This window comes from Alkalimonas cellulosilytica (genome assembly GCF_036325985.1).
Classification (GTDB): Bacteria; Pseudomonadota; Gammaproteobacteria; order Enterobacterales; family Alteromonadaceae; genus Alkalimonas; species Alkalimonas cellulosilytica.
On record NZ_JAUHLI010000003.1, the window covers coordinates 88,489 to 111,470 of the forward strand.

The window sequence follows — 22,982 nt, forward strand, 5'->3', positions numbered from 1 at the left end:
CATTAGTGACCTAAGTTGCAGTGGCTTGAGGGCAAAGCTGGTCAACCTGGTTAGGTACAAGACGAAGACTGCAATTATCACGCGAACTTGCTATACTTCGCGCCGATTTCTTCGACTGAATTAGGACACTTCATGTCAGAACCCACTCGTCATTGCGATATCGGCTTTGTTGGTGCCGGTGTTATGGGCAAAAACCTTATCCTGAATCTGGCCGACAACGGCTATCGGGTGGCTGCCTTTGATTTGGACCGTCAGCGTTTGGACGCCTTACTGGCGCAAGATGCGGCCGAGCGTGGCGATCAGCCAGCCCGGGTGATTGCCTGCAGCTCCTACACCGAATTGCTTGGTCTGTTAAAAGCACCGCACCTGATAGTGTTGTCGGTACCGGCCGGTAAACCGGTCGATGATATCTGCCATAAGCTGATCGATGCCGGCATTCAGGCCGATGACATTGTGGTGGATACCGGCAACAGCCTCTGGACCGACACGGTCGAGCGGGAAAAATCCTACGAAGGCAAGTTTATTTTCTTTAGTACTGCCGTCTCTGGCGGTGAAGAAGGGGCCCGGTTTGGTCCGTCCCTGATGCCAAGTGGCGATCCTTACGCCTGGACCCGGATTAAGCCAGTGTGGCAGGCCATTGCTGCCAAAGTCGATCCGGTGACGGGGAAGCCAATTGAAAGTAACACACCTGGCAAACCAGTCACGGAGGGCGAGCCTTGTGCCACCTACATCGGCCCAACCGGCTCAGGCCATTACGTCAAAATGGTACACAATGGCATTGAGTATGCCGATATGCAGCTGATCTGCGAAGCTTACCAGGTGATGCGCGATCAACTGGATATGAACCCGCTGGAAATCGCCGGCGTGTTTAAACAGTGGAATCAAGGCATCTTAAACAGCTACCTGATGGAAATCAGTGCCGAGGTACTGGCCACCGCCGACTCGGACACCGGCCTGCCGTTGGTGGATGTGATTCTGGATAAAGCCGGCCAAAAGGGCACCGGTCTTTGGACCGCGGTCAGCAGCTTGCAACTGGGGAGCCCGGCGCCCAGTATTGCTGAAGCGGTCTACGCCCGTTCATTATCGGCGCTAAAAACAGAGCGGGTAAACGCCTCCAGCGTGCTGGCCGGACCTAGCCCGCAATTGCTGGATGATGCGCAAAAGCAAGCCAGGGTCGCAGCACTGCACGATGCGCTCTATTGCGCCAAAGTCTGTGTGTATGCGCAGGGTTTTCACCTGATGAAAACGGCTGCAGCCGAGCAGGGCTGGGAGCTGAACTTTGCCGAGATCGCCAAAATCTGGCGGGCAGGCTGTATCATCCGGGCAGTGTTTTTGCAGTCCATCACCGAAGCCTATCAGCGCAACGATGAGCTGGCGAACTTGCTGGTAGACCCCTTCTTCGCCAAACAAATCTCCGGTTTTCAGCAGCACTGGCGCCAGGCCGTGGCCAATGCCACCCTGGCCGGTATTCCGGTGCCAGCACTCAGCTCGGCGCTCAGCTACTACGATGCCTACCGAACTGCGGTGCTGCCGGCGAATTTGTTGCAAGGCCAGCGCGATTTCTTTGGTGCCCATACCTTTGAACGCACCGATCAGCCGAAAGGCAAAAGCTTCCATGTGCTCTGGAGTGAGCAAGGCCGGCCAATGACGAGGATCAAATAATGAGTAGCACCCTTGGAACCCCGGGTAGCAGCAGTGCCACCAAGGTCTTGTTGCTTGGCAGCGGTGAGCTTGGCAAAGAGCTGTGCATTGAATTAAAGCGCTATGGTTGCGAGGTGATCGCGGTGGATCGCTACCCCAATGCGCCGGCCATGCAGGTGGCGGATAAAGCGGTGGTGATTTCGATGTTGAATAATGCGGCACTGCGCCAGTTGGTGATCAAAGAAAAACCAACCTTTATTGTGCCGGAATTAGAAGCCATCGCCACCACCGAGTTGCTGGAACTGGAGCAAGCCGGCTTTACCGTGGTGCCAAGCGCCCGCGCGGCCAATTTAACCATGAACCGCGAAGGCATTCGCCGGCTGGCTGCCGAAGAGTTAAAGCTGCCGACCTCCAGCTATCAGTTCGCTCAGGATAAAGCCAGCTTTGAAGCCGCGGTAGCCGCCATTGGTTACCCTTGTGTGGTCAAACCCATCATGTCGTCCTCCGGCAAAGGCCAGACGGTGCTGAAAAGCGCCGATGATTTAGCCGCCGCCTGGGCCTATGCGCAGGAAGGCGGCCGGGCCGGCAAAGGCCACGTGATTGTGGAAGGCTTTATTGATTTTGATTACGAAATCACCTTGCTGACTGTGCAATCGGCCCAGGGCATTCAGTTCTGTGCACCGATAGGGCACCGCCAGGAAGATGGCGATTACCGTGAAAGCTGGCAACCCCAGGCGATGACGGCCGCCGCTTTGGAAAAATCCCAGCAGTTTGCCCGCCAGGTGGTGCAGGCGTTAGGTGGGGCTGGTATTTTTGGTGTCGAGCTCTTTATCAAAGGCGATGACGTCTGGTTTAGTGAAGTTTCCCCACGGCCACACGATACCGGCCTGGTGACCCTGATTTCGCAGCAATACAGCGAATTTGCGCTGCATGCCCGCGCTATTTTGGGCCTTCCCATTCCGCATATTCGCCAGTACGGCCCGGCCGCATCGGCGGTACTCTTGGTAGAAGGGCAAAGCGCGGATATTCGCTACCAGGGGCTGGATGAAGCGCTGGCGGTGCCGGATACCGAAGTGCGGCTGTTTGGCAAACCAGAAGTGCAGGGCAAGCGCCGTATGGGCGTAGCACTGGCACTGGGTGATAACACCGAAGAGGCGATAGACAAAGCTAAGGCTTGCGTCAGTAAGCTGCGCACTGAACTGCTTTAGTAACAGAGCTTCGCTAGTATCTGGGCTTCGCTCGTTTTTTATGTCATTGTCAGGTCGAAACGGCACCACTGTCGTTTCGGCCTGTTATCCACCTTCCTAAAACCTGAATTAGCCGCATTGATTCTGGCCCTGTTGCCCTGGTTCTGGTAGCGTAGTTTTACTCTGTGCTAACAATAAGACCAAGCGATGCTCAAAAAGACCACTCTGGCATTTGCCATTACTGCTGTATTCACCACCGGGGCGCTGGCGTCCGATAGTTATTTCCGCTCGCCCTCACTGCAACAAGACAGCCTGCTGTTTACCTCGGAAGGCGATATCTGGCAGGCTGATTTAGCCAGTTTGCGTGGCCATCGTTTAACCACGCACCCCACCGAAGAAACGCAGGCCCGCTTATCGCCGGATGGCCAGTGGCTGGCCTTTGTGGCCAGTTACGAGCAAACTCCAGAGCTTTATGTGAAAGCCGCCTCGGGAGGCGTGGCCAAAAGGGTGACCTTTGAAAATAGCCGGGTGCGGCTGCAAGGCTGGACCAAAGATGGCCAGCTGCTGTATGCCACCGACCATGTGGCAGGGCCTGCCAATTTCTGGTTATTGAAAACCGTGGATCCCACCAGCCTAAAAACCGAAACCTTGCCGGTCGCCGACGCCATTGAAGGCGTGTTGGATAACGATGGCGAGTGGCTGTACTTTGTGCAGCATGGCCTGCAAGCCACCGGTGACAATGCCCGAACCTATCGCGGTGGCGCCATGGGCGAGTTATGGCGTTATCGCTTGGGTTCCTCGCAGGAAGCCGAGCTATTAAGCACCGGCCATCAGGGCTCGGTGCGAAATCCGATGCTGTGGCAGGATCGGGTGTATTTTGTCAGCGATGCCAGCGGCAACCCGAATATCTGGTCGATGCAAACCGATGGCACGGATCTGCAGCAGCACAGTCAGCATCAGGACTGGCAGGTACGGCAGGCCTATCTGAATCAGGGCCGCATTGTGTATCAGCTGGGGGCCGATATTCATCTGCTGGATCTGCAAAGCGGTCAGGACCGCCTGTTGGAGCTTAGTATTCAGTCGGATCGGCCGCATCAACGTGAGCGCTGGCTGGATCAGCCGCTGAATTACCTGACCAGTGCCCATTACGCCGGCTTTGGCGATCAGGTAGTGTTAACCGCCCGGGGCAAAGTGGCGATTGCCGCCAAGTCGCCGGCCCGGCTGGTTGAGATTGATACCCCGGTGAACAGCCGGATCCGCGAAGCGATTTTGAGCCAGGATGGCAAATGGGTTTATGCCATCAGCGACCAAAGCGGTGAGCTGGAAATTTGGCGTTACGCCGCCGATGGCCGCAATGAAGCGAAGCAATTAACCAAAGATGGCAATGGCTTTCGCTGGCAGTTGGCGTTATCGCCCGACGGCAACTGGCTGGCACATGACGATAAAGCCGGTAACCTCTGGCTGCTGAATCTGCAAACGCTGGAAAACCGCTTGGCATTTAGCGGGGGCGTGGGTCTGGCACCTTTTGCCGATATCGTCTGGTCGCACGACAGCCAACTGATTGCATTAACTCATGTTGAAAATCGCCAGCAACGCAGTCAGATCCTGCTGTATTCACTGGCCGAACAAAAGCATCAACTGATTACCAGCAGCAAGTACGAGTCGTTCTCCCCGGCGTTTAGCCCGGATGGCAACTGGCTGTATTTTTTATCCAACCGGCATTTCAGGGCCACGCCGGGTCACCCCTGGGGTGATCGCAATCTGGGGCCGATGTTTGACCGGCGCAGTGAAATTTTTGCCGTCAGCCTGAAGCAGGGCGCTGCCTTCCCGTTTCAGCCACCGACAGAGTTACCGGTGGCCGAAGCAGTTAGCACGGAAGAGCCAGCACGGCGTGGCCGCAGAGCGGCAGCGGTCAGTCGGGTCGATTGGCAAGGGCTAAATCAGCGCTTATGGCAGGTGCCGGTAACAGCTGGCAACTACACCCAGCTCAGCGTAACAGAGCAACGGTTGTTTGTACGCGAGTGGAGCCATGATGCCGGCAGCAGCCCGGATTTGAAAGTGATCAAAGTGGATAACCGCGATGCTAAAATTGAGCAGTATGGTGCAGCCATTGCCGATTACCGGGTCTCGCACGATGGCAAACTGCTGTATTTGCGAAAGCAGCAAGGCAATGGCACCGGGCCGATGTATGTGGTGGATATCGGCGATAGAGAACCCGCTGATCTGAGTTCGTCGCTACTGAACAGCCGGCAATGGCAACTGGCATTGGATCCTAAGCAGGAATGGCAGCAGATGTTCCGTGATGCCTGGCTGATGCAGCGCGAGTTTTTATTTGATAAAGCGATGCGTGGTTTGGATTGGCAGGATGCCAAGGCTCGCTATCTGCCGCTGGTAGAGCGGGTCTCCGACCGCCATGAGCTCGATGATGTGCTGGCCCAGATGATGGGCGAGCTGGATGCTCTGCACTCGCAGGTGCGTGGCGGCGATTACCCGACGCTGCGGCCAACACCGGCCGCAGCAAGTTTGGGTGCCAGCCTGGAAACTACCGCCGAGGGTGTGCGTATTGCCCATATTTATCGCACCGATCCTGAGTTGCCAGCGCAGGCGGCGCCCTTGGCACAACCCGGGGTCAATGCGCGGGTAGGGGATCTGATCCGGGCGGTCAATGGCCGCACCGTGCAAACGGTAGCAGATGTGCAACAGCAGCTTCGCAACCAGGTTGGTCGCCAGGTGCTGCTGGATTTAAGCCGTGGTAATAGTCGCCTGCAAACGGTGGCGGTACCGGTCAATGCCGGTCGTGATCACCAGTTACGCTATCAGGACTGGGTATTTAACAATGCGGCTAAGGTACAAACCGCTTCAGAAGGACAGTTTGGCTACCTGCATCTGTACGCGATGGGCCCGAATGATATTGCCAATTTTGCCCGGGAGTTTTATGCCAATGTCGACAAAGATGGCTTGATCATTGATGTACGGCGCAATCGTGGTGGTAACATCGACAGCTGGATCATCGAAAAACTGCTGCGCCGGGCCTGGGCTTTCTGGCAACCGACCCAGGGGGGGCCTTACACCAATATGCAGCAGACGTTCCGTGGTCATTTAGTGGTGTTGACCGATCAGCTGACCTACTCCGATGGGGAAACTTTTGCCGCCGGTGTCAAAGCATTGGAACTGGGACCTTTGGTTGGAATGCGCACAGCCGGGGCCGGTGTCTGGTTAACCGGACGCAACTTACTAACGGATCGTGGCGTGGCGCGGGTGGCTGAAACCCCGCAGTTCGCGATGGACGGTCGCTACATCATCGAGGGCTATGGCGTGGCGCCGGATTATGAAGTGCGCAACATGCCGGTCGCTACCTTCCGCGGTGAAGACGCTCAGCTCAACTTTGCCATTGATTATCTGCGCGGCAAAGTCCAGCGTGAGCCGATACCAGAGCTTAAAGCCGAGCCGTTGCAGCCTGGCCCTGCCGCGGATATCCGTCGCTAGCTGGTTTTACCAGTCGCTGATGTTAAGGGCAGTTATTCACTGCCCTTTTTTATTGGGCTTAGTTTTTTAAGGCGGTGTTTTTGCTGCTTCAGCAGCTGAAGCAGCTGTTGCTCTGCGGTCTTATCTGAGGCAAAGACACTGCGTTCATACCAGTGGGCGATTTGTGTCAGTAAAAGCTGCTCATCGGTATTCGTTTCAGCCAGTAAGTTCAAGCCATGGCCAAGGCTACTTTGCGGTGGCCTGGTACTTAACTGGGGAATAGCCTTAAGCAGGTGCTGAGAAAGGCTGAACGGTCGTTTTCGCCGCCATTGATAGCCAGCCAATATCACCAGCAACAGGGCGAACACCACCACTAGCGCCAACAGCCATTGCTGCCAGTTGCGAAAAAACTGGCGCAACGACTGCCAGAGCGCGTCTTGCCGCTGCTGGTTAAAACCCAACACCCAGACTGACCAGTAGTAATCCAGATGCAGCAGTTGCAGCCGCAGTTGAGCAAACAACGGCAACTCACCAAACAGGGAGCGGCCAAGCAGAGCCATATCGTCTGGCGATAAAGCGCTGTCCAGGCCATCCAATACCCGCTCTGGCGCAATAGCGGCGGTTGGATCCACCGGGTGCCAGACATCATCCACCAGATACTCCACCCAGGCATGCGCATCGCGTTGACGTACCAGTAAGTACTGTTGCTCCGGGTACCAGTCGCCTCCTAAATAGCCCCCCACGACCCGGGCCGGGATCCCGGCCTGGCGCAGTAACAAAGCCATGGCCGAGGCATAATGACTGCAAAAACCGGCACGGCTTTCAAACAGAAAGTCATCCACGCTGTGACGCCCAAGCAAGGGCGGATTTAACGTGTAGTAAAAATCATGCTGACGAAAATGCTCCAGCACGGCATCGGCAAAGCGATGTGGCTCTGGATGAGCAGCCAGCAATTCATCGGCAAACTGCTGGCTTCTTGCATTGTGATTACCGGTCACCAGATTCCAGCGCCGTTCATTGTCATCCGTTAAAGGCACAGGTTGCAGAGCACTGCTCAATTGATAACTGATACGCTGACTGATTGGGCGATTGGTGCGCAGCAGCCCGGCCGCTAAGGGTTCCAGCTCCTGCCCCCAGCGGACAGGCGTACCCAGGCTAAAGACAGCACGCTGAAAACTCGGCTCGGCTATCACCTGATAGTGCAGCAGCTCAGCCGGCTCAACAGCGGGGCGGGGAACCCGGCTAGTGCGATGAAAACCTTGCTGAACTGACCAACGCCGTCCATCAAACTGCTCAAATACTTTGGCGCGCCAATAGCGCTCGGCCTGAGCGGGTAGCTCCGAGTCGAACCGCACCCGAAAAGCGGTCGCATTGCTTTGCACCAGTTGCTCGATGGTACCAGGCTCAATCTCATTGGCCAGCCCGGTGGTGGCTTGTTGGGCACTTGGCAGTTGCCACAATGGCGCCAGCCGAGGAAACAACAAAAAGCTGCCAAGCCAAAGAGGGATCAGCAACAGCAAGAAGCGGCTATCCGCTGCCAATTGCTTACGACTGGGCAGTTGCTCTGCAAACAGTAAGTATTGCAGCAGTAAGTTCAGCGCTGTGGCTGAGAAAATCAGCACCGCCATTGCCATCGACTGATGAAATAAAAAACTACAGCCCAGAATGAAATACTGCACCCAGATCAGCTGACGGGCTTCACTTTGTCTTGATAACGCCAGCAAACGCAGCAAAGCCGATAGCAGCAAAATATGCATCAGAAAGTGCATTGCCCCCAGCTGACGAATAGCCAGTAGCAAAATAACCACTGCTATAGCGGCGATCACATTGACCAGCCGCAGGCTCAGTACCGGGATTTTCTGGTAAGCCTGCAGCCAGGCCATGGCATTGAGCATTAACAGCAGGGCAAGACTCCAGCTTTGCCAGGCGGGCAGCATCAGCACGATCAACAGCAGTTGCAAGGCTGGAGCAAACTGAAAAAAACGCTGTTGATTCAGCATAGTGCCAACCTTTGCAGGCATTGCTGCAGATGCTGTTGGCCCTGACCAAGCGGCAGATCACCGACCGGTGTCCGTAGTCCATAACTCAACTGCTTAGCTTCGAGCTCCAGCAGCTGGTAGCACACTTCGGATAAACACTGCTCAAGGGCCGCGCCATGCAACGGTGGGACTTCCAGCCAGCGTGGATCCGCTTTTGGTTGTTGCTCGGAGACTTTAACCACTGGCGAGTCTGGCTGGCGAGCCAGTCGCTTCCAGTGCAAGCGCCGAATTGAGTCACCGGCCTGGTAAGCTTTTAACTGATCAGGCAGCTCAGCAGCGCTCTGCTGGCTGCTATCCGCTTTCGTATCAGCCCCTGTCGATAAAATGTTTGGCGCAACAGGTGTGGGGTAAACCCAGTAATGCAGTTGCAGCGGCAAGTAACTCCAGCAGCGGATCAGCCCCAGCGGATACTCGGTCTGTATCAACACACTGTCTATCAGGTAATGACCTCTTTTTACAGTAGGCCATTGCAGGCTGGCCTGCTCGCCAGAGCTCACTTTAGTTTTCGCCGTAGCAAACGCAAACTGGACGGCTTGATAGGAGGCTGGCTGCTGCACCGTCAGTGGTAACTGGGCTTGCTGACCGGCATAAATCGCAGCAGGCGGTGACGCCTGGATGGTTAAACCAGCCAGGTTTCGCCAGGCAAACCAGATACTGAGTATAAATACGCTGAGCAGCAGATACCCCAACAGTAAAATCAAATTATTCTGGTAGTTGGTACCCAGTAAGTAGAGCAGGACGATCAAGGCCACAAACCACAAGCCATAGCGGGTGGGAAAAACCAGCAAGGTGCCGTGATTTAATTGAAAGTTTTTATTATCAGTAAATTTCTTCGCCAACCAGTGCTGCAAGCGTTGACGCAGCTTTTGTCGGAGTATCACAGTCATTTGAGCCACCGATGGATGATCCTATAAGGCACAAGGCGTTTCACGCAATAACAGCAAACTCCAGCGCGGTTGCGCCGCTCGTGATTTAGGATCCAGTCGATGCTCAGTCACACTGGGAAAGACCGCCTGAACATCGTCCGCGGTCACATAATCGCGCTCTTGCAGCAAAGCCCAGGCTTTGGCTGCCTGCAGTAAGGCCTTGGCCGCTCGTGGGGATAAGGGCAGCATATCCGGGTGCTGCCGGCTGTGAGCAACCAGATCCAGCACATAGTTGATTAAGGCTTCAGAGGCATGAATATGAGGTACCTTGGCTTGCAACGCCATCAGCTGCTCGATGCTCAGTTGCTGCTGCAGCAGCTTTAATCTGGATTGACCGCGATCGGAGTCCAGTAATTCAAACTCAGCTGCTCTATCGGGAAAGCCCAGCGATAAGCGCATTAAAAAACGATCCAGTTGTGACTCCGGTAAAGCGGAGGTACCGGACTGATCCAGTGGGTTTTGCGTAGCGATCACAAAAAAGGGCGAGGGCAGAGCTCGGGTTTTACCATCGATGGACACCTGTTGCTCTTCCATCGCTTCGAGCAAGGCACTTTGGGTTTTGGGGCTGGCACGGTTGATCTCATCAGCCAGCAGTAAATGACTAAACACCGGGCCTGGCTGAAAATTAAACTGGTGAGAGCGGGTATCATAGATACTCATGCCCAGCAGATCGCCCGGCAATAAGTCACTGGTAAATTGTACCCGGCGATAAGAAAGGCTGAGACTATCCGCCAGGGCATGGGCCAGCGTGGTTTTGCCCATACCGGGTAAGTCTTCCAGCAGCAGATGACCTTTGGCCAGCAAACAGCAAAGCGCTAACTTAATTTGTGCTTCTTTGCCAAGGATAATACGGTTCAGATGGTGTTCTATGGCCTGAAACTCTGCGAGCACAGTAGCTCCTTACAACAAGATGTTCTGGATACTGTAAGATAGCAAGTTAGCACCCAATAAAAAAGGCGACCAAGCGGTCGCCTTTGATTTAGTACTTCTAACTAAGCTATGAAACTAGTTAGAATTGCGCAACAATTTCTGCTGAGCATTGCTCTGTGTTTTCAGCACAAAGCTTATACACCACCTGGCTGGCAGAGGTGTTGAAGCGATCACGGTAGCTGCCCTGGTTCTCAAGAGTAGCCACCTTGACACCATCACGATACAGATCGACCCGGCTGTCGGCACCTGACCAGCGAAGGTCAACGATGCTGGAGCCTGTGCGTGCTTGCTGCGCGCGATGAACCCACAGATCAATGGAGCTGATTACATCGCTTACGGTCACGGTTTGTGAGGTGCTGTCAGTCAGACCATTGCCATCTGCTACCGTCAGTGTGACATTGTAGCTACCAGCAGCGCTGTACAGGTGCGATGGGTTTTGTTGAGATGAGCTGTTGCCATCACCAAAGTTCCAATCCCAGCTGACAATGGCATCATCACCTTCGCTGCTCTGATCACTGAAGTTCACCAGCAGGCCTGAAGCTGCATAGCTAAAGCCGGCCTCTGGCGCTTCTGGATCTGGATCAACAATGTCACCATCTGGCAGTGCAGTCAGTGTCAGGTTCCAGAAGTTTAATGTACCGGTATCCAGCGCTGCATTGTCTGAAACAAACAACGTCCAGTCACCTTGCATGGCTTCGCCGTTATAAACATCGACTTCCCAGCTTTGGATCAGGTCGTCTGCGCTACCACCGGTGCGGTTATGCAAGGTATGCACTGTCCCTTCAGGTGAAGTAAGGCGCACAATCAAATCACCACGCCAGGTATGAGTAATGTTCACACCCACTTCAACACCAAACACATGGCCTGACTCAGCTACCGAAATAATGCTTTGAATACCAGTAGGGTTGTTATCAGGGATAGCGATCGGCGTGGTATTTTCATACGGGAAGTCCATCAAGCCTTGCGGCACCACATTCAGATTTGCCGTGGTCTGGCGAACCAAATCTCCGGTAGCACTGTCGGTCGCTGTAATCAGGAACTGATAAGGACCCCATGGCGTATCAGCATCGGTATCAATCAATAAAGATACCATATCACCTGGGTAGGCAAGTTCCGATGAGAAGCTAACGCCTGGCAGGGCAGGGGTTGCCTCAACAGACAGTTGAATTTCATCATTCCAACCGGCTACCGAGATGAACTCCAGGCTGTATGCAGTTTGTTCACCAGCGACAATTTCCTGATTGCGCGGATCCAGGCTCATGCGGAACCCAGGTGCCGGATCAGCTTCTTCCAAGGCACGGGCAACATTCAGGCGTTTGCCGGAAACCGTACGACCATCCAGCGATGCCAGAGCGTCACCAGATTGCATCAGGATATCTTTCATCTCAAGGGCAGGAATGCTTGGGTCTAATGACCAAACCAAAGCTGCAGCGCCTGCGACATGCGGAGATGCCATGGATGTGCCTGAGAAGGTTCCATAGCCTGCACCTGGAACTGTAGACAAAATAGCAGAGCCCGGAGCACCGAGATCCACACTGACTACACCAAAGTTAGAGAACCCAGATAAGTTGTCATTGCGATCAGTCGATGCAACAGAAACGATAATATCTGAGTCGTAAGCAGCAGGATACATTGGGCTAACATCAGCGTTACGGCCATCATTGCCGGAAGCCGCAATAAACAAAATACCCGCATCACCACCATCTTCAATGGCCAGCTTTAAAGCCTCAGAAAAGCCACCACCGCCCCAGGAGTTGTTGGTCGCTTTTACGTCGACACCATGGTTCAGTTTTAGATCGGTAAAGTAGCTAATACATTCAATGGCACCTGCGGTTGAACCACCACCAGCTCCCAGGAATTGACAGGGGATTAAAGTGACATTCCAGCTGACACCGGCAACACCAACGCCATTATCACCAACCGCACCAATGGTGCCGGCAACGTGGGTACCATGGCTACCACTGTCCATCGGATCGCCACTGGCATTCAAGGTAGACCAACCAAACTGATGACCTGGATAGCTGCCATCGTTTTCCCAGCGGTTGGCAATCAAATCCGGGTGGTTGTAATCCATACCGGTATCAATCACACCGATAATAATGTCACGGCTACCTGTGGTTGTTTGCCATGCTTCCAGAGCACTGATATCAGCACCAGGAGTACCACCGCTTTGACCGGTATTATGCAGGCCCCATAGCTCATTAAAGCGAGGATCATTTGGAGATAATGGTGAAGCCAGCGGCTGAACAATGTAATTCGGCTCGGCAATTTCTATCGCTGGATGCTGGCTCAGTTTTTTAATCATCTGATCACGATGCACGCCGCTCGGCAAACGAACTTTCGCGATACGACCATCTGCCACATGTTTCATGCGGATATCACGACCTTCTGCATCCAGCTCGCGCAATGAAACACCAGAACGGCGCATCACCATTTCCCGCTCTGCTTTACCTACACCTGGTTTGAATACGACTAAGATGGAGTCTTCAGCTGCCTGGTGCGGTGCAGCCATTACGCTTCCAGCGACCAAAGCTGCAGAGACAGCAAGGGCCAATTTTTTGAGTTGTCGCATAAGTTGGTACCTTATTTTTTTCATTATAGTAAATTTTTTGCGCTTTTTATTAGCACTAGTAATCAATACCATAAATTGGATTTGATATGCTGAAGCTGAATAAAAATTAGTATAAATGTACTAACCTAAAGGGTGGGTGCATTGTAAATAGATGTGATTTATCCAGCTGTTTTTAATAGTAAAGATTGTTTTGGAATTAACTATAAGCCGAAAAAAAATAACTCTTTCATCCAATTGCAGCAAGCTGGAAATCTTATAGTTTAGCCTGGTGTGTAAGTTTTAAAGGTGAGTCGTTTTGTTAACAACTGCTAAAGGATGTCTTCTGGCTACGCTGTTATTTAGCCCCTGGCTGTCAGCTGAACTGTCGCTACCGCTCGCTTCATTGCTGGAACGTCAGCAACTGGCAAATCAAGCCATATTGCAGCAAAACGGCTCTTTTAACGACATCTTGGTTGAACAGCTTGGACAGGGCAATGTTGCTTTGCTTCAACAGGCTGGCTACATGAATCAACTGGCTCTTCGTCAAATGGGTGTAGGTAATCGGGCTGAAATTGAGCAGGTTGGAGCCTATAACCAAGTTGATGTGTTGCAGCAGGGTGACTTTAATTTGATCCAAATCCAGCAATTGGGTGGTTCCGGCTTCAGCATTCAGCAAATAGGCAACAATGCTGAACTCTCAATCGTTCAGTACTGATTCAATTTCACTACATGTAAGTAAAAACAATAAAGATCGGAGAATAACAATGAATTTTAAAAATCCACGTAAACACGTTTTGGGAATGGCTATTGCGCTGGCTTTAACCGGAACAGCATTTGCTGATAACGAAGCTCTTGTATTACAAACCTCTGTTGCAGGCGCTTTGGAAGGCAATGAGGCTTATGTTGAACAAAGAGGTAGCATCAACTTAGCTATCGTTGATCAAGATGGTGGATTGAATGATACCCAGGTCAATCAAGACGGCGTTTGGCATGAAGCTTTTGCTTTTAGTGTTGGTGAAGATAACTGGATTCGTCTGGAACAACAAGATGACTGGCACATTGCTTTTGTCGATATCGCCGGTAACGAAAACACGGCAACGGTGACACAAGAAGGCTTCTGGAATGTCGCTGAAATCGCAATTTCTGGTGATGTAAACGATGCGGCTGTTTTTCAAAATGGTGATCAGAGCGAAGCAACCATTGTATTGACAGGTGATGCCAACTTTGTAGAAATCATCCAGGAAGGCGATGCCAACTGGAGTAATGCCGGCTTTACCGGAAATAACAATGAGCTGTTCAGTGTTCAGGAAGGCAGCTTTAACGAGTCTGGCATGTTCCAGCTGTTTGGTGATGGCAACATCATGGAAGTAGAGCAGTATGGTGATGGTAACGTAGGCGGTGTTGTTGGCGTGAATGGCGATAACAATACCTTCTATATTCAGCAGTTTGGTTCTGACAACGTCTTTATCGCGTTTGATGTTAGCGGTGAGGGTAACCAGGTCGATGTGTATCAGGATGGTTCACAAAACCAGTTCATTCTGGAGCCGCTGGCTGGTGTGGATAACATTATCTGGGTACAACAAGAAGGCGTTGCCAACGTGGTTGATGCGCCGATTGGCGTGACCGGTAATGACAACGTGATTGATGTGTGGCAGCAGGGCAATGACAACGTGGCATTTTTTGCTACTTTCGGCGATGGTCACGATATTGAAATTTATCAGGACGGCAGCCAGAACGTTGGTGAAGTTATTCTGGATGGTGGCATGAATCAGGCCTTTATTCAAAGCGCCGGGGAATTTAACTACGCGGGTGCAGCTGCGTTTGGTTACAACAACACCATCATCATTGAGCAAAATGGCAGCGACAACTTTGCACTGGGTAATGTTGAGTTTGGTTTTGACAACGTGATTGAAATCCATCAGGATGGCGTTGAGAACTTTGCTTATGTTGAATTTATGGGTGCGGACAATCAGTTCTCGATTGACCAATCCGGTGATTTCAACGAAGTAATTGCCACTGGTGATGGTATCGTGTTCGACCAACAGTTCACAGCACAGCAGCAAGGCGACTTCAACTTGGTTGATGTGTTGTTGGCTGGCAGTGATAATGTGATGAATATTTTACAGGTCGGAAATGGTAACTGGGTGACTGGTAATACCGGGCCATCATTTGTCCAAGGCGGCAGTGCTGGCGTTGTATCCATTTCGCAGTTGGGTAATGATAACCTGGTTATGGGCTCACAAATGGGCGCAGGCAATGTTATGACCATCAATCAGGTGGGTGATTTCAACACTGCGACTGTGATTCAACATTAATTTGTCGATGATGTAACACAGGCGGCTTCGGCCGCCTTTATGCCCTTATGAAAATAATAATTTATCTGCTGTTATTCGTTGTTACCTCTTTGCCTACAACGGTCGTGTCCAGAGACATAACTTTGGGTGGCTTGGTATTGGATCGCACCATTACCCGCTTTGGTAAAGATTTTGTTTTTTACTATTCCGGTTACTGGCGTGATATACCCGCAACAGACAACATTACCGTGGTCATTTATGAACAGGTGTATCCTCAAGCAGGTACTGTATTGTGGGTTGAAATGAATGATCGGCGGATTTATCAGACCTATTTCGGCAGGCGCTACAACGATGTGAAAGAAACTGCTGAGCAGGCTGTGCTTCAGAGCCTTACCGAGCTGGCGCGAATTCAAGCAGATCGTATCCTCGGCGAGTCGGCCGGTGAACTTTTTTAAAGGAATGACCATGAAGTACAAGTTGTTGTTCTTCACTCTTCTCATGGGCACAGCTCATGGTACAGAGTTAGTATATACCCCTATTAACCCCAGTTTTGGTGGCAATCCACTGAATGGCGCTTTTTTACTGCAAAAAGCGCAAATACATCAGCCAAGAAGAGCAGAAAAAAACTTTGTTGATAAATTCAGAGAAGCATTAGAACGTAATATCATCAATACACTTACCCGTCGCATTGCGGATGGTGATTTAATTGATGGTATCTACGATACCGGTGAGTTTTTGGTAAATGTTAGCACCGGGACTGATGGCAGTATTCGGGTTGAAATCACCAACCAACTGACTGGTGAAATCACCATTCTTGTGATCCCAAGTATAGGTGGTTAAGCATGAAACAATTAATCATTCTTGCCGCCATTATTGCAATGGCTGGCTGCTCTGCAATGCCAAAGCCACGTTTTCATATTAGTCCGGCTGAAGTAGATAAGCCTAGTTCATTGATGCAGCAGTTGTGGCAACAGCCAAAACCGCAACATGCCATTCCAGTATCGGTGTATTCATTTCGTGATCAGACTGGTCAGTACAAGCCTCAGGCGAACGTTTCCAGCTTCTCGACAGCGGTGACCCAGGGCGGTACCTCAATGTTGACGCAAATCCTGCTGGATACAGGCTGGTTTGCACCTTTGGAGCGTGAGGGGCTGCAGAATTTACTGACTGAACGCAAAATACATGGCTCCAGTCGAAGTGGTCAGGAGTTACCCCCGTTACGTGAAGCCAGGCTGTTGTTTGAAGGCGGTATTATTAGTTACGAAACCAACCTGACTACAGGTGGTTTTGGTGTCGAGTATTTTGGTATTGGTGCTTCGGAGCTATTTCGCGAAGATCAGGTCACTGTCTACCTGCGGGCCATCGATGTTCATACTGGCCAGGTGTTACTATCGGTATCTGCCACTAAGAAAGTATTTTCTCATGAAATGCGTGCTGGATTATTTCGTTATGTTGCCATTGACCGGCTCGCTGAAATGGAAACAGGCTTTTCAACCAACGAACCGGTACAATTTTCTGTCCGGCAAGCGATGGAAACCGCTGTGGCTGACTTAATCGAAAAGGGCGTTCAGCGTGGTTTCTGGCGGCCTGGCTCACCAGACGGCGCTAATGCTGTGTCTGGCGCCAGCTAAACGTTTTGAGTAACCGCTATTAATGAGTTAATTTACCAGTGTGTCGGAAGCCTGAACCGGGTTTGATTGCTGTATCCAACGCAGTAGTTCTACCCGGTTTCTTGATTTGGTTTTGCGAAAAATAGAGGACAAATGTGCTTTCACCGTATGGGCACTGATATTCAGAGTCACCGCAATTTCTTTGTTGCGAGAGCCCTCAGCAACCAGTTGAATAATACGCTTTTCCTGGCGTGTCAGTAATTGGATTGAGCTCAGCGTATCCGTATTAAACCCCTGTTTAAAGCGTTGTTGCAACATTTCATCGACCATACCTGACATCACAGTTCTTGGGTAATAAAGCTCACCTGACATCATGGTTTTTAAGGCGTTCAGCACCCGATCCAACTGCTCATCACGGTAAACAACCCCCCGTAGCCCCATATTCAGTGCAAAGCCTGGGTCGACCAAATTTCGTTCAGCTTGATAGAGGAAGGTTGCCCCTTTAGCCATGCACTGAATAAGTTCATCCGGAATCCCTCGCTTGCCAAGCTGACGGCCAATAAACGGAAAACCTATTAGCATGTTCTCGCGAATACTCTTTTGTTCAAACTCGGACCGGGTTAACTGGTCTACTTTAATGTGAATGGACTCAGCCAGCAATGAAAGATTGGTTGCTTTCTCACGGTCTGTAATGATAATTAGCCGATTAAATGGATCCATAAATTACTTCACCAACTCCCTAGTTCAAAGCTACTAATGGTTGCAATTAAATATTGAACTTATGTCCTAGATATTGCAAGCATTAAATTTAACTTAACAAATGAACATTCCTGCAGTCAGTTTATATTCTGAATGGTGTCGGACCATGGTAAAATGCATCCAACTCTAGTCGCTCAGGTTCGTTATGCTGAAAGTACTTTTTGTGTGTTTAGGCAATATATGCCGCTCGCCAACGGCTCATGCCGTGTTTCGGGATATGGCGAAGCAGCAGGGTGTGGATGTAGAGGTTGAGTCTGCGGGTACCAGCGCTTACCATCAGGGAGCACTGCCTGATAAGCGCAGCCAGTCGGTGGGTTTATCACGCGGCTACCGGTTTGATGGTATTTATTCCCGGCCAGTCAAGGACAGTGACTTCGCTTATTATGATCGCATTTACGCCATGGACATGCAAAATCTGCACGACCTTAAGCAGCGTTGCCCGGCCGAATACCAGCACAAGTTGTTGCTATTCTTGCAGCATCATCCTGATTTTCATCTAACCAGAGAGGTCCCCGATCCTTATTATGGTGGAGTACGTGGTTTTGAGCGGGTACTTGATTTAATCGAGCAGGGAGCCTTGGCTTTACTTGAAGAATTACAGCGGAAACATGTTCGTAACGGATGAATCCAGAGTGGAATAGCATATAGCTACTTTATTTAGCCGTAAAGATTGCTTTTCTTGGGTAATAAATTTACTTTGTAGCCTGAGAAAACAAGTGATGCTATGAGGAAAACTACGTGAGTTTATGGACGCCGCAAAGCTGGAGAAGCTTCCCCATCCAGCAGCAGCCAAGTTATCAGGATAAAGCCCTGGTAGCTCAAATAGAGCAGCAATTACACAAATACCCGCCACTGGTGTTTGCCCAGGAAACGCGTGATTTATTCAGTCAGTTGGCACAGGTTGCCAATGGTGATGCATTTTTGCTCCAGGGGGGCGACTGTGCTGAAAGTTTTGCTGATTTCCATGCGCCAAAAATTCGCGACACCTTCAAAGTTTTGTTGCAAATGGCAGTGGTACTGACTTTTGCTGGCCGCAGCCCTGTTGTCAAAGTAGCGCGGATGGCTGGCCAGTATGCCAAGCCGCGTTCAGGTGACTTCGAAACCATTGACGGTGTCAGCCTGCCCAGTTACCGCGGTGATATCATTAACTCATCCGAGTTTACCGCGGAAGCGCGTGAGCCGGACCCAAACCGCTTGGTCACTGCTTACCACCATTCAGCTGCCTCGCTGAATTTATTGCGGGCTTTTGCTCAGGGTGGTCTGGCAGATTTGCACCAGGTCAATCGTTGGAATATGAGCTTTGTCGAGAGCAATCCGCTAAAAGAGCGCTACCAGGATATTTCACAGCGGATTCAGGAAGCACTGCGTTTTATGGAGGTCTGTGGCATTACCTCTCAAACGGCACCGTCGATCCGGGAAACTCAGCTGTATACCTCGCATGAAGCGCTGCTGCTGAATTACGAAGAAGCGTTAACGCGCCGTGATTCTCTGACCGGTGACTGGTACGACTGTTCTGCTCATATGCTCTGGATTGGTGAGCGCACCAGGCAATTGGATCATGCGCATGTTGAGTTTTTCCGCGGCATTCACAACCCGGTTGGGGTGAAAGTGGGGCCGGGTATTGATGGTGATGAATTGATCCGCTTGATTGATGCCTTAAACCCGGACAACAAAGCCGGACGCCTGACTTTAATTACCCGAATGGGTGCTGACAAACTGGCCGAAAAGCTGCCCCAACTGGTGCGTCGGGTACAAAGTGAAGGTCGTAAAGTGGTCTGGAGCTCGGATCCAATGCATGGCAATACGGTGAAGGCCAGCAACAACTATAAGACCCGCGACTTTGAAGCTATTTTGCGTGAAATACGGCAATTCTTCGCCGTACACCAGGCGGAAGGCACTCATGCCGGTGGTATCCATCTGGAAATGACCGGTGAGCATGTCACTGAGTGCACCGGTGGCGCTTATGGCTTAAGTGAGCAGGACCTGGCGCAGCGCTATTTCACCCAGTGCGATCCACGGCTAAACTCCGATCAGGTGTTAGAGCTGGCGTTTTTAATTGCCGACAGCCTGCGCACTGACTCTGTTTAATTAGCGTGAGCTCTTGTGTTCAACCAAGCTCTGGCCAAGCCAGAGCTTTTTTAATGGCGATGACGTTTCAGGCCGGTAATGGCCAGGATTTTTGCTGCCATTTCCTCTATCGATAATTGAGAAGAGTTTAAAAACGGGATCTGTTCACGGCGGTACAACTGCTCAACCTCATTGAGCTCCAACCTGCATTGTGCCAGTGACGCATAACGGCTGTTTGCCCGGCGTTGTTGGCGTATGTCACTCAAGCGTTCGGCACTGATGGTTAAACCAAACAGCTTGTTCTTGTTACGTTTCAGTACTTCAGGCAAGACTAACCTGTCCATATCTTCGTCAACGAACGGGTAATTCGCAGCCTTGATGCCATATTGCAGCGCCAGGTACAAACTGGTTGGCGTTTTGCCGGAACGGCTGACCCCGACCAAAATCAGATCGGCTTTATCAAAATCCTTCATATTGGCGCCATCGTCATTCGCCAGTGCATAGTTCACTGCGTCAATGCGGTAATCATAGGTTTTCTCGTGCATGCTATGGGTGCGATGCGTTTTGGGTACCGGATCAATGGCCAGCTCTTTCTGCACGGAGGGAACAAAAGTATCCAGAAAATCGTAACAAACACCATCGCTGCTTCGGATCACATCGCGCAAGGCTTCATCCACAAACGTCTGGAATACCAGCGGGCGCTGACCTGTTGCGACAAAGCGATCATTGATCACAATTTTCATTTGCTCAGCCTGAGCGACCGTTTCAATAAAAGGGATAGTGACATGCTCAAACTCGGCTGGAAAAAGCGACAACAAGGCATGACCAAATACCTCGGAGGTAATGGCGGTACCATCGGAAATATAAAATGCAGTGCGCACAAGCACTCCTCAAACAGTGTTTTGTTATAGCCTATGACAAAAATGCTTTTTCTCAAGAGTTTATTTGCCTTTCGTCAGCGTGTAAAATCATTCTGTAACCCAGAATGTAAGTTTACAAGGCTTGCAACAAATTACGGAGAATCACAGTGCAAAACTACGTTAGCTGGTATCAAGACCTTGGTATGCAAGATGTTGGACAGGTCGGTGGCAAGAATGCGTCTCTTGGTGAGATGATCAGCAATCTGGCTGGCGCTGGTGTTCAGGTACCAGGTGGTTTTGCCACGACCGCGGATGCGTTCAATGAGTTTCTTGAGCAAAGTGGTCTGAATGAGCGTATTTATCAGCGGCTGGATAGCCTGAATGTAGAGGATGTGCAGCAACTGGCCCAAGCTGGTGCTGAAATCCGTCAATGGATCATTGATACGCCATTTCATACCGCCTTTGAGCAAGCCATTCGCGCTGCTTATCAGCAATTGCACCCGGACCAAAGCATAGACTTATCCTTCGCGGTTCGCTCTTCTGCTACGGCTGAGGATATGCCGGATGCTTCTTTTGCCGGTCAGCAAGAAACTTTCCTTAATGTCCGTGGCTACGATGCAGTGATTGTTGCTATTAAGCATGTATTTGCTTCTTTGTTCAACGACCGGGCCATCTCCTATCGGGTCCATCAGGGCTATGATCATCGTGGCGTCGCCCTGTCGGCCGGGGTGCAGCGGATGGTTCGCTCCGATTGTGCCTCCTCTGGTGTGATGTTTACCTTGGATACCGAGTCGGGTTTTGACGATGTGGTCTTTATTACGTCCTCCTATGGCTTGGGGGAGATGGTAGTGCAGGGCGCTGTCAATCCGGATGAATTCTATGTGCATAAGCCAACATTGGCGGCAGGTCGCCCGGCGGTGGTGAAACGTAATCTGGGCAGTAAGCTGGTGCAGATGGTGTACTCCAGCGAACAGGGTCATGGTAAGCAAGTCGTGGTGGAAGAGGTTCCTGCCGAGCTGCGCCGTCATTTCTCACTGACTGATGCTGAAATCGAGCAGTTGGCACACCAGGCCATGATCATTGAGCAGCATTATCAGCGACCTATGGATATCGAGTGGGCGAAAGACGGTATCGATGGGCAGTTGTATATTGTGCAGGCAAGGCCAGAAACGGTGAAAAGCCGTGAAGATCAAACCCGGCTGGAGCGTTTTCAATTGAATGAAACCGGTCCTTTGCTGGTAGAAGGCCGGGCTATTGGACAGCGCATTGGCTCTGGCGTTGCCCGGGTGCTGGATGGCATCCATCAGATGGATCAAATCGAGCCCGGTGATGTGCTGGTAACCGATATGACAGATCCAGATTGGGAACCGATTATGAAGCGGGCTGCAGCCATTGTCACCAATCGGGGCGGCCGTACCTGTCATGCTGCCATTATTGCCCGTGAGCTTGGGATCCCTGCGGTGGTTGGCTGTGGTGATGCAACCGCTAAAATTCAGGATGGTGCCGAAGTTACCATCTCCTGCGCCGAAGGGGATACCGGCTTTGTTTACCAGGGCTTGCTGGATTACCAACTGGTTAGCAGTAATGTCGAGAGCATGCCGGAACTGGCTATGAAAGTGATGATGAATGTCGGCAACCCGGAGCGGGCCTTTGCTTTTTCCAGGCTACCCAATGCCGGTGTTGGCCTGGCACGGCTTGAGTTCATTATCAACCGCATGATAGGAGTGCATCCCAAAGCCTTGCTAAACTACACAGAGCAAGACCCTGAAACCAAAGCCAGCATCGATCAATTAATGGCAGGGTACAGCAGCCCGACCGAGTTTTACATTGCCAAGTTGACGGAGGGCATTGCTACTTTAGCCTGCGCTTTTGCACCACAAAAAGTCATTGTGCGGATGTCAGACTTTAAATCAAACGAGTATGCCAATCTGATTGGTGGACGCCGTTACGAGCCGCATGAAGAAAACCCGATGATTGGTTTTCGTGGTGCGTCTCGCTATATTTCTGAAGACTTTAGAGATTGTTTTGCCCTTGAAGTTGAAGCTTTGAAGCGGGTTCGCAATCGGATGGGCTTCACCAATGTGGAAGTGATGATTCCTTTTGTTCGTACCTTAGAAGAAGCCAAAGCGGTAACTGAACTGCTGGCCGCGCATGGTTTGAAACGCGGTGACAACGGCCTGCGCTTGATCATGATGTGTGAACTGCCATCAAACGCGCTGCTGGCCAAAGAGTTTTTGCAGTATTTCGATGGCTTTTCTATTGGTTCCAATGATTTAACGCAGCTGACTTTGGGGCTGGACCGAGACAGTGGTTTGATTGCGCACTTATTCGATGAGCGCAACCCGGCGATTAAGCAGCTCCTTTCGATGGCTATTCAGGCTTGCAAAGCCGAAGGAAAGTACGTGGGGATCTGTGGTCAGGGACCATCGGATCACGATGATTTTGCCGCCTGGTTGATGGAGCAGGGCATCGACAGTGTGTCATTAAATCCGGATACCGTGGTGGAAACCTGGCTTTATCTGGCAGATAAATACGGCAACAAAGCATAAGTCGTTGTTCATCCAATACCCAGGGCGCAGCAGCGCCCTGGGTGCGTATGGGGCTGGTACAAAGTGTTGTTCTGTGGCAGAGTACCGCTTCCGTACAATAAAAA

17 protein-coding genes are annotated in these 22,982 nt (G+C 51.4%); 11 read left to right on the top strand and 6 right to left on the bottom strand.

Annotation, left to right across the window (positions count from 1 at the left end; all coding sequences use genetic code 11):
- The first annotated feature begins 132 nt into the window (after positions 1-132).
- The 3 genes from gndA to QWY20_RS03805 all read left to right on the top strand — a co-directional run bounded on the left by gndA (position 133) and on the right by QWY20_RS03805 (position 6,314).
- Positions 133-1,662, top strand: a complete 1,530-nt coding sequence (gene gndA / locus QWY20_RS03795) for an NADP-dependent phosphogluconate dehydrogenase (protein ID WP_330127709.1) — start codon at positions 133-135, stop codon at positions 1,660-1,662.
- Positions 1,662-2,849, top strand: a complete 1,188-nt coding sequence (gene purT, locus QWY20_RS03800) for a formate-dependent phosphoribosylglycinamide formyltransferase (RefSeq protein WP_330127710.1) — start codon at positions 1,662-1,664, stop codon at positions 2,847-2,849. Before gndA ends, purT begins: the two co-directional genes overlap by 1 nt.
- Positions 2,850-3,035: 186 nt before the next feature.
- Positions 3,036-6,314 (top strand): S41 family peptidase, encoded by a 3,279-nt coding sequence (locus tag QWY20_RS03805; protein WP_330127711.1) that lies wholly within the window; start codon positions 3,036-3,038, stop codon positions 6,312-6,314.
- A 32-nt stretch (positions 6,315-6,346) separates the two neighbouring features.
- On the opposite strand, the gene QWY20_RS03810 is transcribed toward QWY20_RS03805, so the two are convergent.
- From QWY20_RS03810 to QWY20_RS03825, 4 genes are all read right to left on the bottom strand, one after another.
- Positions 6,347-8,293: a transglutaminase family protein gene (locus tag QWY20_RS03810; RefSeq protein WP_330127712.1), complete on the bottom strand. Its 1,947-nt coding sequence runs from the start codon at positions 8,291-8,293 to the stop codon at positions 6,347-6,349.
- The gene (locus QWY20_RS03815) at positions 8,287-9,219 is read right to left on the bottom strand and encodes a DUF58 domain-containing protein (RefSeq protein WP_330127713.1); all 933 of its coding nucleotides are present in this window, start codon (positions 9,217-9,219) and stop codon (positions 8,287-8,289) included. Before QWY20_RS03815 ends, QWY20_RS03810 begins: the two co-directional genes overlap by 7 nt.
- A gap of 21 nt (positions 9,220-9,240) precedes the next feature.
- Entirely contained in the window at positions 9,241-10,149 is a 909-nt protein-coding gene (locus QWY20_RS03820) for an AAA family ATPase (RefSeq protein WP_330127714.1), read from the bottom strand.
- A gap of 118 nt (positions 10,150-10,267) precedes the next feature.
- Positions 10,268-12,760, bottom strand: coding sequence for a S8 family serine peptidase (locus tag QWY20_RS03825; RefSeq protein WP_407935394.1), 2,493 nt, complete (start codon positions 12,758-12,760; stop codon positions 10,268-10,270).
- Positions 12,761-13,055: 295 nt separating this feature from the next.
- On the opposite strand from QWY20_RS03825, the gene QWY20_RS03830 reads away from it, so the two are divergent.
- The 5 genes from QWY20_RS03830 to QWY20_RS03850 are packed head-to-tail and all read left to right on the top strand — an operon-like array spanning position 13,056 to position 16,664.
- Positions 13,056-13,454, top strand: a complete 399-nt coding sequence (locus QWY20_RS03830; protein WP_330127716.1) for a curlin subunit CsgB — start codon at positions 13,056-13,058, stop codon at positions 13,452-13,454.
- Positions 13,426-15,054, top strand: a complete 1,629-nt coding sequence (locus tag QWY20_RS03835; RefSeq protein WP_330127717.1) for a hypothetical protein — start codon at positions 13,426-13,428, stop codon at positions 15,052-15,054. The genes QWY20_RS03830 and QWY20_RS03835 overlap by 29 nt, the downstream gene beginning before the upstream one ends.
- A 47-nt stretch (positions 15,055-15,101) precedes the next feature.
- Positions 15,102-15,488 carry a curli production assembly/transport protein CsgE gene (locus tag QWY20_RS03840; protein ID WP_330127718.1) on the top strand — a complete coding sequence of 129 codons (387 nt, stop codon included), beginning with the start codon at positions 15,102-15,104 and terminating at the stop codon, positions 15,486-15,488.
- 4 nt (positions 15,489-15,492) lie between these two features.
- Positions 15,493-15,873: a curli assembly protein CsgF gene (locus QWY20_RS03845; RefSeq protein WP_330127849.1), complete on the top strand. Its 381-nt coding sequence runs from the start codon at positions 15,493-15,495 to the stop codon at positions 15,871-15,873.
- 2 nt (positions 15,874-15,875) lie between these two features.
- A complete protein-coding gene (locus QWY20_RS03850) occupies positions 15,876-16,664 on the top strand; it encodes a CsgG/HfaB family protein (protein WP_330127719.1) in 789 nt (262 codons plus the stop codon).
- A 27-nt stretch (positions 16,665-16,691) separates the two neighbouring features.
- On the opposite strand, the gene QWY20_RS03855 is transcribed toward QWY20_RS03850, so the two are convergent.
- Positions 16,692-17,363, bottom strand: a complete 672-nt coding sequence (locus QWY20_RS03855) for a response regulator transcription factor (RefSeq protein ID WP_330127720.1) — start codon at positions 17,361-17,363, stop codon at positions 16,692-16,694.
- Between the two features lie 184 nt (positions 17,364-17,547).
- On the opposite strand from QWY20_RS03855, the gene QWY20_RS03860 reads away from it, so the two are divergent.
- Both QWY20_RS03860 and QWY20_RS03865 read left to right on the top strand, forming a co-directional pair.
- Positions 17,548-18,027, top strand: a complete 480-nt coding sequence (locus QWY20_RS03860; protein WP_330127721.1) for a low molecular weight protein-tyrosine-phosphatase — start codon at positions 17,548-17,550, stop codon at positions 18,025-18,027.
- Positions 18,028-18,140: 113 nt separating this feature from the next.
- Positions 18,141-19,490 carry a class II 3-deoxy-7-phosphoheptulonate synthase gene (locus tag QWY20_RS03865; protein ID WP_330127722.1) on the top strand — a complete coding sequence of 450 codons (1,350 nt, stop codon included), beginning with the start codon at positions 18,141-18,143 and terminating at the stop codon, positions 19,488-19,490.
- A 50-nt stretch (positions 19,491-19,540) separates the two neighbouring features.
- Here the strand turns inward: QWY20_RS03865 and ppsR are convergent, their stop codons facing one another.
- Positions 19,541-20,350, bottom strand: a complete 810-nt coding sequence (ppsR, locus tag QWY20_RS03870) for a posphoenolpyruvate synthetase regulatory kinase/phosphorylase PpsR (protein WP_330127723.1) — start codon at positions 20,348-20,350, stop codon at positions 19,541-19,543.
- Positions 20,351-20,496: 146 nt separating this feature from the next.
- On the opposite strand from ppsR, the gene ppsA reads away from it, so the two are divergent.
- Positions 20,497-22,878, top strand: a complete 2,382-nt coding sequence (ppsA, locus tag QWY20_RS03875; protein ID WP_330127724.1) for a phosphoenolpyruvate synthase — start codon at positions 20,497-20,499, stop codon at positions 22,876-22,878.
- The last annotated feature ends 104 nt before the right edge of the window (positions 22,879-22,982 follow it).